The sequence below is a fragment of the Bacillus cereus group sp. MYBK227-1 genome, from assembly GCF_051916325.1.
Classification (GTDB): domain Bacteria; phylum Bacillota; class Bacilli; order Bacillales; family Bacillaceae_G; genus Bacillus_A; species Bacillus_A cereus.
Genome location: NZ_JBQAGK010000001.1, coordinates 131,730 through 146,912, shown reverse-complemented (window position 1 = coordinate 146,912; position 15,183 = coordinate 131,730). Strand labels below are relative to the sequence as shown.

Sequence of the window (15,183 nt, the reverse complement as noted above, 5' to 3'; positions counted from 1 at the left end):
TATCTGTATTAATTTAAAAGGCATCAGAGATTGTATATCTCTGATGCCTTTTATACATCCGTTAACTATTTTTAGCCATGAATCTTAAACGTATTCCTAGTAACAGAAGCATAAAACCGATGAATGGAACGTAATTCGTATTGTGTCCTGTAGCTGGGAGTTGTTGATTATTAGAAGAACCTTGTCCTTGTTCTGGTAAATTAGGTTTTTCTACTCCCTCACCTGGCTTTTCTGTTCCTTCACCTGGCTTCCCTGTTCCTTCACCCGGCTTTTCTGTTCCTTCACCCGGCTTTCCTGTTCCTTCACCTGGTTTTCCTGTTCCTTCACCTGGTTTTCCTGTTCCTTCACCTGGTTTTCCTGTTCCTTCACCTGGTTTTCCTGTTCCTTCACCTGGTTTTCCTGTTCCTTCACCTGGTTTTTCCGGATCTTTATCTGTATCTTTTTTATTTGTAATTTGAAGCTTTACAACTTCAATTTTTTCATTAGAAATCGTAAATTTCATTTCCTTATCGGATAAAGTATATCCTTCTGGCGCTTGGATTTCTTTTAAAGTGTAATCTCCTGGTTCTAACTTCTTAGAAGTCGCTTTACCGCTCTTATTTGTTGTTAATGTGTCGATTTTTATTCCGTCTTTCCAAATTTCAAACACTGCGCCTGCTAATGTTTTATTTGTATTATTAGCATCTACCTTTGTAATTTCTAATTGACCTGTAATTTCTTCTTTTACTTTTTCATTCATAACTTCTTGTTTTACTACTTCGTTCGCTACAACATTTACTTCTACTGTTACTTCTAACGCCTTATAACCTTCCGGCGCTTTCGTTTCTTCTAACGTATACCTTCCTGGCACTAAGCTTTCGAATTTCACAACGCCGTCTTTATTCGTTGTTTTCGCTTCTCCAACTACTTGACCAGCTTCGTTCTTTAATTTAAATTCCGCACCTGCTAGAACTTTTCCACTCTCTGCATCCTTTTTGGTTACTTGTAAGCTTCCTAGTTCTTTTGCATTTTCTACTTGTACTTCTACTACTTTGTCCGCTTCCACAACGACTTCAATTTCTTCTTTTAGCAATTTATATCCTTGTGGTGCTTTCGTTTCTTTTAATGTGTACTTTCCTGGTTCTAATTTCTGAGAAACTACTTTACCAGTTTTATCTGTTCGTAACGTATCTACTTTTTTACCATCCTTATACACTTCGAATTCTGCATCTGATAATACTTTCGTTTTATCTTGAGCATCTACTTTTACGATTTCGAATTGCCCAAGGCTCTTACCGTTCGTTACTTTTACATCAATAACTTTTTCACCGTCAACTGTTACATGAATTATTTGTTTTGTTAACTCATAACCTTCTGGTGCTTTTGTTTCTTCTAACGTATATTCACCTGGCACAAGTCCGTCTACCTTAACCGTTCCAGACTTATCTGTTGTAATTCCTTCTTTTACAACATTTCCTTTCGCATCTTTCAATGTAAATTCTGCGCCTGCTAAGCGTTTCGTTTGATCTTTATCATCCATTTTAATAATTTGTAGAGAACCTAAGATTTTTTCGTTTTCTGCCTCTACTTTTACTACTTCTTTCTCGTTTTGAATTGTTACTTTCCATTCTTTATTTGAAAGCTTGTAGCCCGCTGGTGCTTTCGTTTCTTTCACTGTGTATTCACCTAGCGGTAATTTTGGTGACATCACTTTTCCACTCTCATCTGTTTTCAGTTCCGCTACCTTTTTACCATCTTTATACACTTCGAATTCTGCACCTGATAACAATTTCGTTTTATCTTCCGCATCTACTTTCACGATTTCGAATTGACCTGTTACTTTTTCATTCGTAACTTCTTGTTTTACTACTTCGTTCGCTACAACGTTTACTTCTACTGTTACTTCTAACGCCTTATAACCTTCCGGCGCTTTCGTTTCCTCTAACGTGTACTTTCCTGGCACTAAGTTTTCGAATTTCACAACACCGTCTTTATTCGTTGTTTTCGCTTCTCCAACTACTTGACCAGCTACATTTTTCAATTTAAATTCTGCACCTGCTAGAACTTTTCCACTCTCTGCATCCTTTTTGGTTACTTGTAAGCTTCCTAGTTCTTTTGCATTTTCTACTTGTACTTCTACTACTTTGTCCGCTTCCACAACGACTTCAATTTCTTCTTTTAGCAATTTATATCCTTGTGGTGCTTTCGTTTCTTTTAATGTGTACTTTCCTGGTTCTAATTTCTGAGAAACTACTTTACCAGTTTTATCTGTTCGTAACGTATCTACTTTTTTACCCTCTTTATACACTTCGAATTCTGCATCTGATAATACCTTCGTTTTATCTTCCGCATCTACTTTCACAATTTCAAATTGACCTGTTACTTTTTCGGGAATCTTTTTATTCACCACATCTACAGTCAATACTTTATTAGCCTCTATATCAACAGAAACTGAACTAGATGATAATTCATACCCTTTCGGTGCTTCTACTTCTTTTAATGTATAGCTTCCAACTGGAAGTCGTTTCGATAAGGCTTCACCTTTATCATCTGTAACAATTGTTTCCACAACTTTCCCATCTTTATCGATAACATCAAATTTTGCACCTGGCAGAAGTTGACCGGATTCACTATCTTTTTTCAATAATTTAAATTGGCCATTCTCTACTTTTTTCGTATTCTTCATAACAAGTTCAATTACGTTTGTATTATCAATTGTTACTTTGACTGGTGTATCAACTTTTATATATCCTTCTGGTGCATTTATTTCTTTTACAAAATAGTCACCAAGTGGTAAATCTTTAACTTCCGCAATACCCTTTTCGTTTGTTGTAACAGTAGCCACAACGTTATTATCTTTGTCTACAACATCAAATTTTGCGTCTTTTAAAACAATATTTTCATCGTTTTCATCAACTTTTTTAATTTGTAAATGTCCTTTTTCAGCTGCTGGTTTATTCCATTTTGGCCAGTTAAATTTAAAGTTATGAACCTCAAAACCATCTCTTTGGTGTAATCCTCCAACATAGGCTTGTCCATTAATAGAACCACCTTTTGTTTCTACAACTGCATTAGGTGCAAACACACTACCTACTACACCATAACCTTTAGTTGTTATCTTTGTAGCATTAGGAAATACCCAAATTACCTTACTAGCTAGCTCAGTAAAAGATGAATTAGGGTCGTATGCTTGAGATGTATTAATTAAATCCGTCGCCATCCCAGTATTTCTTGTATCATACAAAATTGCACCGCCACCAAAACTCACTTCTTCTGCATCTGAATAAATAACAATAAAGTCTTTATTCTCTACATTCGGAAGAAAAACGTCTTTTACATCAAATGCTTTCTTTCCCGTTTGGCCTGAAGAGACATAAATATTAGGGTTATTTACATCTTCACCGATTCCAAAACTCATATTAGGTTTTGGCTTATCAGTGTGTAGTTTACTTGCATCCCCAATTACACCATCAACGTCTTTTCTAAATTCTTTAAACTTAGCATCAATCTCCGCTTGCTCTTTATAAGAGATACGGTCATATGATGTTTTCATCGCGCCATCTGGGTCACCGTCTTTTGTCATCGCCACTGTTCCATCTTGAATAATTACCTGTCCTGCTCCCGCTTTCGTAAATTGACCGCCTAGTAATAATGATGGATATCCTTCATCTATCCAAGTTGCTCCAGCTAAGTTATTTGCTCCAGTTGCAGCTGCTACGACTGTATAACTTGATGCGTTCATATTTTTCTGAACAGCCATCGCACCTTCAATATCCGCACTCGTTGCACTATGATCTCCAAAAATGATGGCGTTGTAATAAGATACATCACCTAAACCTTTTAACTCTGTTGTAGCTGCCTCTGCTTTAAATGGTAAATGGATTAAAAAATTCATACATATTAGTAATACAACTATTAAACTACTACTTAACTTTTTAATTTTTTGATTAAATGATTTCCTCAAGAAATTCATTCCCCCTTTTAAACTTCCTAAAATCACAAAAAGAAGCACATTTCATATGTACCAGGTCTTACTCACATTAACTTAAAATAATCCATTTAAATACAACAAAAGAACGCTACAACTACTTAATAAAATTACTACAATTCATTTTTGAAATAATACGTGAACTAAACTGTCATGCGGAAATACTTTTACGTATGGGAGCCCAATAAAATTAATCTGAAGAATATTTCATGTGGTGTAACTATTTTGACAACATCATTCACTTTACATTAGTTTTCTAAAGGATTCAAGTGAATTGTATAGATTTCATACACAATTCACATTTTAAAACGTTTTCATTCCTTTTAATAAGCTCAACAAAAAACGTAGCCAAAAAGCTACGTTTTTCTTTCATCGTTTCGGTGTATTTTTATGATTCTTCAAAAACGGAAGCGGGAACTGCTTACGGAAATGCTCTTTAATCATGTACTCTACACCGTTTTCACTATTTGAACGTGTAATCCAATCGGCTGCTTGCTTTAATTCTACAGGCGAGTTCCCCATCGCTACCCCAAGTCCCACGTTTTCAATAACCTCTAAATCTTCCATACTATCTCCAATCGCAACCATTTCATTTAGCGAAATATTTAAATGCTCTCCAAGCAATTGTAACCCGCGTAACTTTGATACATTTTGCGGTAAAATTTCTATTCGTTTTGAATCACATTCAACATACTCTACATCTTGGAACGCTTTTCTTAATGTATTTAGCCCGCGTTCTTTTTCACCTTTAGTTTGGAAAAGAACATCAATTTTTGGCGCCGCTACCGGATGGTCACGAAGCGCGTCACCTAACGAATCTACAAATTGAACTGGATAAAATAAGGGATCTGCGCTTGATAATACAGTGCGCGCAATTAAGTTTGGTGTATTTCTCTCACGATTTCCTATCGAAAACCGTTCATGAGAAATGCGTACGTTACAATCAAAGTGCTCTAACACTTGCACAATGTTAAAAGTCTTCTCTTCAGACAATCTTCTTTGAACGTACGGCTTATCTAACGTTGCTGAAACGAAAGCACCACCATGTGTCACTAATATAGAATCTAATTTTAACGCCTTTGCTACTTTATGAGCGGATTGAAAATTACGACTCGTAAATAACGTAACGTATACATCTTTTCTTTTCACAAATTCAATTGTTTCTCTTAATCCTTTTGCAATTTTTCCATTGTTGTATAGTAGTGTCCCATCTATATTAAGAGCTAGTAAGCGATAAATCATGTCGCACTCCCCCTCTTCGCTGTTGTACTCTATCCATAATTTATGAAATAAATGTAGCAAATAGAACGAGTTAGAATTACTACTGAAAATTTGGTTTACTATATACATATACACTTAGCAAAGGAGATAGTACAATGCAGGCACCTCCTTCTTTTTATGAAGGCGATACGTTAGAAGTCGCAAAAAAATTACTCGGGCAAAAACTTGTTCATATTGTAGACGGAATAAAGCGAAGCGGAATCATTGTAGAAGTAGAAGCATATAAAGGCCCAGATGATAAGGCCGCACATAGTTATGGAGGCAGACGGACAGATCGCACAGAAGTTATGTTTGGTGCACCAGGGCATGCTTACGTATATTTAATTTACGGTATGTATCATTGCTTTAACGTTATTACAGCGCCAGTGGGCACCCCGCAAGGTATTCTCATTCGAGCTCTTGAGCCGGTAGATGGAATAGCAGAAATAAAACTAGCGCGCTACAATAAGACCGAAATTACAAAAGCGCAGTACAAAAATTTAACGAACGGTCCTGGCAAACTATGCCGTGCACTTGGCATCACTTTAAAAGAACGCGGTGTATCGTTACAAAGTGATACGTTACATATTGAATTAGTTCCAAAAGAAGAACACATATCATCACAATATAAAATAACAGCAGGACCTCGTATTAATATCGACTATGCAGAAGAAGCTGTACACTATCCGTGGCGTTTTTATTATGAGGGACATCCGTTTGTTTCAAAGAAATAAGCGATATCAACAATTTTTCAAATATATCTATCGTAACTTACAATATATCAACGATTTTTCGAATATATCTATCGTAACTTACAATATATCAACGGTTTTTCGAATATATCTATCGTAACTTACAATATATCAACGGTTTTTCGAATATATCTATCGTAACTTACAATATATCAACGGTTCGACAAGAAATATCGATTTATCGACAAATAATAACATTACGAATAAAAGAAGACTGTTCCAAAATGGAACAGTCTTTCCCTCTTACTCTGCACCTTCCGCAGTTGCAATATTATCCTCTAAATTTTCTCTTGATAATGCAGCCGCCATAAAATCAGCTGTTTCTGGAAGTGCTAAATGCATATGAGCTTTTTGACAAATTTGGATGGTACAGTTTTCTATAACATAGTCGAAAACATGTCCGCCCCCGCTTCTTTCATCATCAATGTAATGTAAGTGGAATCCAGCTACCCCAATACCTTGCGCATAATCTGGTGTCCAAAATCCAGCAAGCGTACCTTCTGTATTTTCAAATGAAAAGATTGGTTGTGATTTCGTCACTTCAACGAGCGGTGTATACGGTTTTTCTTGTCTTGGAACAGTTCTCGTCCTTACTTCACGGAACGTACCGTCCATTCGAATACCGTAAAACAAGTTTTTACTTGGCATTAATTCATGTAATAACGCTTCAACTTCTTCACGATTCATCGGACGCTCTACCGTATAACTCATTTCTTTTTCAAAAAACGTTACAGTCGCAAATGGCGTTGTTTCTTCTGGCTCTACTTTTTCCGCTGAACCGTCTGAACGTAAATGATAAAATTCATTATCAAATGCAATCATTTCACCATCTAATTGATCAAATGTGCCGATGCCGAAATCACCATGTTTTTTCAAATCTTCAAAGCTAATTACACCATCATATATACCATCTAATAGCGCAAGCATTGTAGATGTTTGATATACTTCATTACTCGTTTTCGTTTTTTTCGCATCAATATCAATTAATTGCGCAACAGTCATCTCAAATCTGCCTCCATTAGTTTAATTGGTTTGGTAATAATTTTTCGCTTAATTTAATGTTGTCACGATAGTCAATTGGAATATCAATAATGACAGGACCATCTGCTGCTAGCGCGGATTTTAACACACCTTCTAATTCATCAGGCGTGTTAACACGAAGACCTAACGCCCCGAAACTTTCCGCATATTTCACAAGATCAACATCGCCAAACTCTGTAGCGGATGTTCTGCCGTATTTCATCATTTGTTGGAATGCAACCATATCATATGTGCCGTCTCTCCAAACAAGATGGACGATTGGAGAATTTAAACGTACCGCCGTTTCTAACTCCATCGCTGAGAATAAGAAACCACCGTCACCTGATACGGAAACTACTTTTTTACCTGGTTCTACTAAAGTAGCTGCGATTGCCCAAGGAAGTGCAACACCTAACGTTTGCATGCCGTTACTAAATAATAATCTACGTGGTTCATAAGAACGGAAACATCTCGCCATCCAAATAGAATGGGAACCGATGTCACATGTAACAGTTGTATCGTCACTAATTAAAGAACGAAGTGTACGAATCACTTGAAGTGGATGCGTAACACCTTCTGAAGGACGATTTGGAACTTCTGCTTGTTCTGATAATTTTGCGCGTAATCGTTCTAATACCGCTTCTGATTTCGTACTTAATACAAGTTTCGGTAATTTCTCCGCGATGCTATTTACCGTTAAAGCAATATCACCAATTAATTCACGCTCTGGCTGGTAATCATGGTCGATATCTGCTTGATGGTCGTCAAGATGAATAATCGTTCTGTCGCCAAGTTTATTCCAGAACTTTGGATCATACTCGATTGGATCATAACCGATAGAAATAACAAGGTCTGCTTCTTCTAGTAAAATATCACCTGGTTGGTTACGGAATAATCCAACGCGGCCAAAGAAATGATCTTCTAACTCACGTGAAATCGCACCAGCTGCTTGATATGTTTCAACGACAGGAAGCTCTGTATCCGCAATTAATTTACGAACAGCTTTCGTCACTTCATTTGTACTTGCTCTCATACCGAGTAAAATAACTGGTAATTTCGCTGCTTTTATTTTTTCTACTACGTATGTAATATCATGTGTGGGAGCGATTCCAAGCTGTGGCTTAGAAAGCGCACCGATAGACTCTACAGTCGTTTCCGCAGTCATAACGTCTTGCGGCAAACTTACTAAAGTTGCTCCTGGATTTGTAGAAGTCGCACTTCGGAATGCATTTGATAATGCTTCTGGCACATTATCAGGATGCTCTACTTCTACGCTATATTTTGTGATTGGTTCGAATAGTGCAGCATTATCCATAGATTGATGTGTACGTTTTAATCGATCCGTACGCGGAACTGCACCAGCTAAAGCAACAACGGGATCACTCTCCGCATTCGCAGTAACAAGACCTGTCGCTAAATTTGATGTCCCTGGTCCTGAAGTTACAAGACATACGCCCGGTTTCCCTGTTAATCTACCAATAGCAGCTGCCATAAATGCTGCATTTTGTTCATGACGACAAACGATTAACTCTGGTCCTCTTTCTTGCAATACATCAAATACAGAGTCAATCTTTGCTCCTGGAATACCGAAAACATGTGTAACACCTTGTTTAATTAAACAATCAACAACAAGATCTGCTCCCTTTGTTTTTGTCTTCACGTCGTTTGCTTTTACACCTGTACTCAAAACTAATCATCCGATACGATAAACTTAACTAAATCTATACAATTCAATCAAATTTACACGAGTTAGTGCCTCATCGTGTTCTCGCAACCCCAAAGGGACGAGGGGTATAACACTCCACACAAGGCAGTATCGTTACCTCCTATTATCAAGCATTTATTTTACCCATCTTGATAAATTTGTCGCAGCATTTACATCCCTATCATGATGGCTATTGCATGAAGCACAACGCCACTCACGTATTTTTAAACTCCACTGTCCTTCTGGTTGAACTGAATGGTCGTATTTCATGCCGCAACATGAACAAATCTTGCTTGAGGCGAACCATTTATCAGCTTTTACATACGCAATGCCATACTTCTCGCACTTGTATGACAAACATTGAAAGAAGAAGTTTAATTTTTGAAATGAAAATGCTTTCGATAGTTTTTTGTTTTTTAACAGGTTTGAAATAGATAAGTCTTCCACAACAATCCTCATTGGTTTGGTTTTCACCAATTTAGCTGTTGCTTGATGGATATGGTTATTTCGGATATTCATAATTTTCCTAGATAACCGCAGGTGCTCAGCTTTCGCCTTTTCATATCCAGCAGATTGAATTTTCACACCTTTTTTAAATCTCCTAGACATATCTCTTTGCGCTGACTTTTTCCTTTTCAAAAGTTTTTTAACCTTGGCATCTTTGTTTATATTTCGTTCTTTCATACCATTAGAAGCTACAAAAAGCTCTTTTAAACCAACATCCACACCAATCGACTCATCGGTTAGTCCTTGTGATTCAAAGTCTTCTTGGAACCCTACACTAATCCACCAGTGACGACCGTCAAAGGTAACTCTTGGGTTGGATGGTTTTTTATTTCTTGGTAGTTGTTGGCTTGTTTTCACTTCTCCAATAGACTGAATATGAACTACTTTCTTTCCTATAACCAGTCTTTCATAATTGGCATAAAATCCTTGAATTAAATCTTTTTTGGATTTATAAGAAGTGTGAGAACCATTTTTGTACTTTTTGAACGAATTTTTTCTCGCCGTATCAAAATCTTTTGAAGCCTGTTTGGGAACTTGTGCATTAATGTCTTTTAACCACTCATATCTCTTTCGCTTCTTAATCTTTGTAAATCGTTTCTGTAAAGCTAACTGTGAAACAGATTTTCCAAATAGCTTATAGTATCTATCACTCATTCTTTTACAATAGTTATAAGCGAATCTTGCAGCACCGGCATGTTTTTTTAGCACTTGTTCTTGTTCAGGCGTTGGAATTAGTCTGACTTTCTTCGCCAATATCATCAGAATGTAACTCCTTTAATAAAGATTTGTTCTTCTGAATCGTAGCGTGTTCTACCAGCATTCTCGTAAGACTACTCGGATGCAAACCTGTTAATTCTGATACTTGACTAACTCGTAAAAATTTCATTATTATTCTTATCTCATTGAATCTACCATAGCACATACGTTCGATAGATTCAATGAGGTTTGATAGATTTAATTAAATGTATCTCGTTCAACTAAGGGCGCAATTCCTTAGCCAGTTCTCTTATGAACTTCTCATGTTTTCACATGAGCGCAGACTATATGTTTATCACTTTAGAGATAGAGGATTTTTCCATCACCATAGGCTTGTGATGTACTCTCGTCAGTTATACGAGATAGTCGTTGAACGTTCATCCTATCCATTTTGACTTAGATGATTCGAGGCGGAAGACCCATTGTTCTAATGTTTAGGATTTAACCTTGCATCATCTGATTGATTTTTTCTGCTTTCGCGACATTCACGCTCGCTATTTCTAGCCACGTTGTAGTTCAATCAGCTTTAGGGATTGCCCGCAGTTAACCCTCACTACTAGCCAATTACTTGACTAGCAGGGCTTACTGATATATTTAATTAACTTTCGTTATAATTGGTTAAATAAATCGTAACAGTTAGTTACCCTTTATTTCATAATGTGTGTAATAAAGATTTTAATTTCACCTAGTTAATTAAGCTGGTGAAGTATCATTTATCATTATATTACAAATGCATTATTTTTCCAACAATATGAATTCGACATTATTTTGACAAGTTTTAAAGAATGCGCTTACAACCTTTTGTTTATCTTAAAATAACATTTTTATATCTCTTCTAAAAATGTACAAAAATACTTCCACCTATTCACATTATTAACAAATTTATAGTACCTTGCAAAGAATAATAGTAAGTGATATATTTGTAAATAATGGAATACCCATTATTTGTAATTTTATTCACGATTAGTATATCTCCTTTCAAAAAGTAGATATAGATTGTGTGTGCTGCTTAGAAAAAAGATAGGATTTTCAGCCATAATTCATCATTTTATAAAGGAAAGTGATCGTTATGAACAAGAGTGAATTTTTAGAACAACTTAGTTCTTCCCTACGGAATATGCCTAATTCAGAAAAGGAGGATATTATCTCGGAGTACGAAACTCATTTTATTAGTGGTAAACAAGATGGAATATCTGAAGAGGAAATTTCTAAAAAGCTAGGAAATCCTAAAACCATTGCTAAAGAACTTACTGTTTCCTATGCAATAAGCAATGCTGACAGTAAACGAAGCTTCAAAAATATGATAATTGCACTTTTTTCTGTTATGAGCTTAAGTGTTTTAAACTTTGCCTTTATCTTTATCGCCTTTTTCGTACTACTCTTTTTATTACCGATTCTTCTAGCACTTATCATTGCTACACCATTATTAATTATTTCACCTATCTTATTAATAGGATTAGGATTCTTTAAAGGGTTTCATCAAATCAGTTATTCCGATGTTTATAATGTGTTCATCGCTTTTTGCGTCGGTTTACTCATATCCGTCATATCTTATCAAATGGTAAAACATCTATATGCACTTTTAGTAAAGTATTTGAAATGGAATATTGCTATTTTACAAAGACACTAATGAATGTAAAAGGAGATTAAAATGAAGAAATATACTTTATATTCACTCATGCTACTTACTCTTTTATTTCTATCAGCTTGTTCAAACAGTGCACAACCTAAGGAAGAAAACGATGTACAATCTATTAAAGATGTTGCTATTAAAGTTCCAGAAAATATATTTAGTTCCTCAAAGAAAAACAAAACTATTAATGAAGACGAAATGAAACAAAATATAAAAAATTATATAGATTATAGTTGGGAGTTATCTGAAAATATTATCCCTCTCGCTTCAACAAATTCTGATAAGAATTTCACAGAATCTGACCAAGAAAATTTACAAAAACTAATTGATTTAGCGAAACAAAACGATATGAATTTCCATGAGTTTATTAGTAATAATAATTTACCTACTGATTATAAAAAACCTTCAAAAGAAATCTATGCATTTATGTCATCATCTACGGATATTTTCGTAGAGCTAGATCAAGAATTAGACAAACTCACCCAAGATGGTAACTTATTCAAAGCCAATTTTTCTTTTACAAAACGCCTTGAGAAAATAAATGGGAGGAAACAAAAAGAGATTGAAACGTTTTTGAACGAAAAAAATATTAAAACTTCAATTAACAGCAATAAAAAAAATTAACAGATGTGTTACATATCCCTTTCAAAATAACCAATAAGAAATGGCTATTTTGAAAGGGAGTTTTTGTGGTATAACTATTAAATTCCCTAAACAAAAAAGACACTCCTAAACTAGGAGCGTCTTCCACTATTACGCTTGTTGTTGCGCGCTATATAATTCTTCAAGTGGCTTCATGATAATTTTGTTAACGTCACCGATTACAACGTTTAGGCGTTGCTCAGTTTCCATTAATTTTGTAATTTTAGCATCTTGTTGAATGCGAGCTACAACTTCTTGTGCTTGTTGGTTGTCTTCTTCAGTGATTTCTTGGCCTTGCATCATTTTCTGTTGTAGGCTAAGTTGCATTGTACGGAACTCATCGAATAAGTTCTTTGAAGCTGTGTCAGCTTGAACTGCTGCGTAGCTCTCTTTTAAAGTTTTGAAGTCTTCGTTTTCAGCGATTGCTTTTTGTAATTCATATGCAACATCATGAATGTTCTTTGTCATTTTATTTTTCCTCCTTTAGAAGGCTAGCGCTTTTCACTCGCACTGCCTTTTACGTGCATTTACATACGCACCTCTTCTTACCATATCAAACTATGCAAGAGATGTGAAGAAATTTCACTTTTATTTCTATGTACTCACCTTATTATCTAAGAAACAATAGTAACAATCCTTGTACGAGCCCGATCATTCCGCCTAATAACGCTCCTAAATACGTAATCATTTTCAATTCGTTTTTCGTAATAGACAGAACTAAGTCTTCTAATCTTTCTGTTGAGAATGTAGACACTTCTTGCTGGACAATTTCCGCAAGGTGTAGATTATTTAGTATACTCTCTACATTTTCTGTTCCCCACTTTAAGCCTTTCGTTACTGCACTTGGAACCACTTTTTCAATAATTGTTTCTCCAACTGGTTCACATACTTGCTGAACAGATTGATTTAAAAACTTACTCACTGTTTCCTCTACTTTAACTGCTGACAGCACGGAGCTTACAATCATTTCTTTCTCTACAAATGCTTCTAATTCTTTTACATCTCTTCCTTTTAACTTTTCCCACTCTTTTTGTAGTACGTCAGTTAAAAGCTGCTTTGTAGCATCTTGCCCTAAAAACTTAATAACTTCTGGCTGCACACGATCCACAACACTTACATTTCCTAAAAACATTCCGACTAAGTTAAGTAGCGTTCCGCGAGAAGCAAAGAAATCATCAATCATTTTTGAAAGACGTGCTTTCCCTTCTTCACTTTCAAAAAAGCTAATTCCTCGCTCTAAAATAAACGCCGAGACATTCGGAATCGCATTCTCTACTTTTTCATTTACAGAATGAGGTAAAGCCTGTTCCCATGTATATGTATAATACTCTGCTAAAAATGCATGAATTTTTTCTGTAATAACATGTTCGATTTTTCGAGTCGCTTCTTCTTTTACATACGCTACATTCCATTTTTCTAACATATGTCGCAGTGATTGTTCATTCGTAATTACTTTATCCACTTCCACTTGCGCCCAGTGAATTAAACCTTTTTGAAACTCTTCATTTGTTAGCTTTTTTCCAATTCCTTCTGGTGTTAACAAATGTTCTACAACCATTTTTCCTAATTGAACAGCAAGTTCATCACGACGCTTCGGAATTAACCCTGGTGTAAATGGAACTTGAAACTTTCCGATATAAATAGGACGATGAGGACGAAATAACATTTTTATCGCTAAATGATTCGTGTATCCCCCAATAATTGCTCCGAGTCCTGTCGTCGTTAACATATTTAACCATATATTCATTACAATCAACCTTTCACTTCTCCAAAACTATAGCATATCATCATACGGACAAAAGTATAATGGTATAAAAACGTATTTGCAATATATAGCTTCGCCTATTATGCAAATAGTAGTAAAGGAGTGATTTCGTTGGTTCTCGGCCTTTTAACTTCTAAACTTCATTATGAGCAAACGTATTACACCGAAATCGCTAAACGCGCTCGGCTTTATCATAATGTCGTTGCCCAGTTTACGCCATTTTGTATTGATTCTAAAACAGACCTTGTTTCTGGTCTTATTTACGATACAGATACAGGAAAATGGAAAGAGCAAACATTCCCTATTCCTTCTTATATATATGATCGTCATTCTTTTTACGAGGAAACAGACTTTGAAAAAGCAAAATCAATTATTCACTCTTTGCACAACCGTCCTTCCACTACCTTTTTAAATAACACACTTATTAACTTAAGTGAACTACATGATTTATTTCTTACTAATAAAAAACTGTCTCCTTATATACCCAAATTTGAAGTGGCAACGATACAAAACATTTTCAAACTTTTGTTAAAATCTAAAGATATTATTATACGCCCCACTAATATACATTCTAAAGACAACTTATATCGAGTCGCTTACAAAAATAAAACGTTTCATATCGATACAGTAAATGAAAAATACCATACTTCTCTTTCAATCAAGCGGACAGATGAATTTATATCTTGGTGTAAATCTAACATACGTTCATCACGCTACATAGTGCATACCATGCTACAACCACCAAATCAATTAACATACCCACTCCACATTCGAACTATTTTGCAAAAAAACAAAGAACAAACTTGGAATGTTATAGGTCAATTTATACAAAAAAGTTCATTTCCTAATCAGCTTTTACCTTCAGCAACAGACGATGATTCATTGCATTCATTTTCAAAAATTAAATACGTACTATCTAGTACAGGTGTGCAACTATTGCAAGACGCTTTACACGACATTATAAATGAAGTATTCCAAACACTAGATCAGTCTTATTCTTCATTATTCGAACTAGAACTTTCCACAATTATGGATCAAAAAGGCGCAATTTGGCTTATGTATGTCAACACGATTCCTCCTTACGAACAATACATTCGTCATAGTGATTCATTAGCTGAAAAGATATTTCACGGACCACTTAAATTCAGTCGCTTTACACCATAATGAAAGGAGGTA

General features: G+C 35.5%; 11 protein-coding genes and 1 pseudogene. 4 read left to right on the top strand and 8 right to left on the bottom strand.

Annotation, left to right across the window (positions count from 1 at the left end):
- Positions 1-61: 61 nt before the first annotated feature.
- Together ACTFRM_RS00890 and ACTFRM_RS00885 are read right to left on the bottom strand one after the other, a co-directional pair.
- The gene (locus ACTFRM_RS00890) at positions 62-3,943 is read right to left on the bottom strand and encodes a SpaA isopeptide-forming pilin-related protein (protein ID WP_440043070.1); all 3,882 of its coding nucleotides are present in this window, start codon (positions 3,941-3,943) and stop codon (positions 62-64) included.
- 393 nt (positions 3,944-4,336) lie between these two features.
- On the bottom strand, positions 4,337-5,209 hold the full coding sequence (locus ACTFRM_RS00885; protein WP_000640431.1) for a Cof-type HAD-IIB family hydrolase: 873 nt from the start codon (positions 5,207-5,209) through the stop codon (positions 4,337-4,339).
- A 134-nt stretch (positions 5,210-5,343) separates the two neighbouring features.
- Between ACTFRM_RS00885 and ACTFRM_RS00880 the strand changes: the two genes are divergently transcribed.
- On the top strand, positions 5,344-5,961 hold the full coding sequence (locus ACTFRM_RS00880) for a DNA-3-methyladenine glycosylase (protein WP_001148780.1): 618 nt from the start codon (positions 5,344-5,346) through the stop codon (positions 5,959-5,961).
- Positions 5,962-6,222: 261 nt separating this feature from the next.
- Here the strand turns inward: ACTFRM_RS00880 and alsD are convergent, their stop codons facing one another.
- From alsD to ACTFRM_RS00860, 4 genes and pseudogenes are all read right to left on the bottom strand, one after another.
- On the bottom strand, positions 6,223-6,981 hold the full coding sequence (gene alsD, locus ACTFRM_RS00875) for an alpha-acetolactate decarboxylase (protein ID WP_000215022.1): 759 nt from the start codon (positions 6,979-6,981) through the stop codon (positions 6,223-6,225).
- Positions 6,982-6,997: 16 nt separating this feature from the next.
- Entirely contained in the window at positions 6,998-8,686 is a 1,689-nt protein-coding gene (gene alsS / locus ACTFRM_RS00870) for an acetolactate synthase AlsS (protein ID WP_000103520.1), read from the bottom strand.
- Between the two features lie 153 nt (positions 8,687-8,839).
- Complete coding sequence (locus tag ACTFRM_RS00865; protein ID WP_000599344.1) at positions 8,840-9,970, bottom strand: RNA-guided endonuclease InsQ/TnpB family protein; 1,131 nt, start codon at positions 9,968-9,970, stop codon at positions 8,840-8,842.
- Positions 9,971-9,981: 11 nt separating this feature from the next.
- Positions 9,982-10,097, bottom strand: a pseudogene (locus tag ACTFRM_RS00860) (IS607 family transposase); the annotation flags it as partial.
- A 939-nt stretch (positions 10,098-11,036) separates the two neighbouring features.
- Here ACTFRM_RS00860 and ACTFRM_RS00855 point away from each other — a divergent pair.
- Positions 11,037-11,597: an HAAS signaling domain-containing protein gene (locus tag ACTFRM_RS00855; protein ID WP_001042974.1), complete on the top strand. Its 561-nt coding sequence runs from the start codon at positions 11,037-11,039 to the stop codon at positions 11,595-11,597.
- Between the two features lie 21 nt (positions 11,598-11,618).
- The gene (locus ACTFRM_RS00850) at positions 11,619-12,224 is read left to right on the top strand and encodes an NDxxF motif lipoprotein (RefSeq protein ID WP_000760965.1); all 606 of its coding nucleotides are present in this window, start codon (positions 11,619-11,621) and stop codon (positions 12,222-12,224) included.
- Positions 12,225-12,353: 129 nt separating this feature from the next.
- Here the strand turns inward: ACTFRM_RS00850 and ACTFRM_RS00845 are convergent, their stop codons facing one another.
- Positions 12,354-12,710, bottom strand: coding sequence for a YlbF/YmcA family competence regulator (locus ACTFRM_RS00845; protein ID WP_000164614.1), 357 nt, complete (start codon positions 12,708-12,710; stop codon positions 12,354-12,356).
- A 142-nt stretch (positions 12,711-12,852) separates the two neighbouring features.
- Entirely contained in the window at positions 12,853-13,989 is a 1,137-nt protein-coding gene (locus tag ACTFRM_RS00840) for a DUF445 domain-containing protein (RefSeq protein ID WP_440043069.1), read from the bottom strand.
- Positions 13,990-14,118: 129 nt separating this feature from the next.
- On the opposite strand from ACTFRM_RS00840, the gene ACTFRM_RS00835 reads away from it, so the two are divergent.
- A complete protein-coding gene (locus ACTFRM_RS00835; protein WP_000242818.1) occupies positions 14,119-15,171 on the top strand; it encodes a YheC/YheD family endospore coat-associated protein in 1,053 nt (350 codons plus the stop codon).
- The last annotated feature ends 12 nt before the right edge of the window (positions 15,172-15,183 follow it).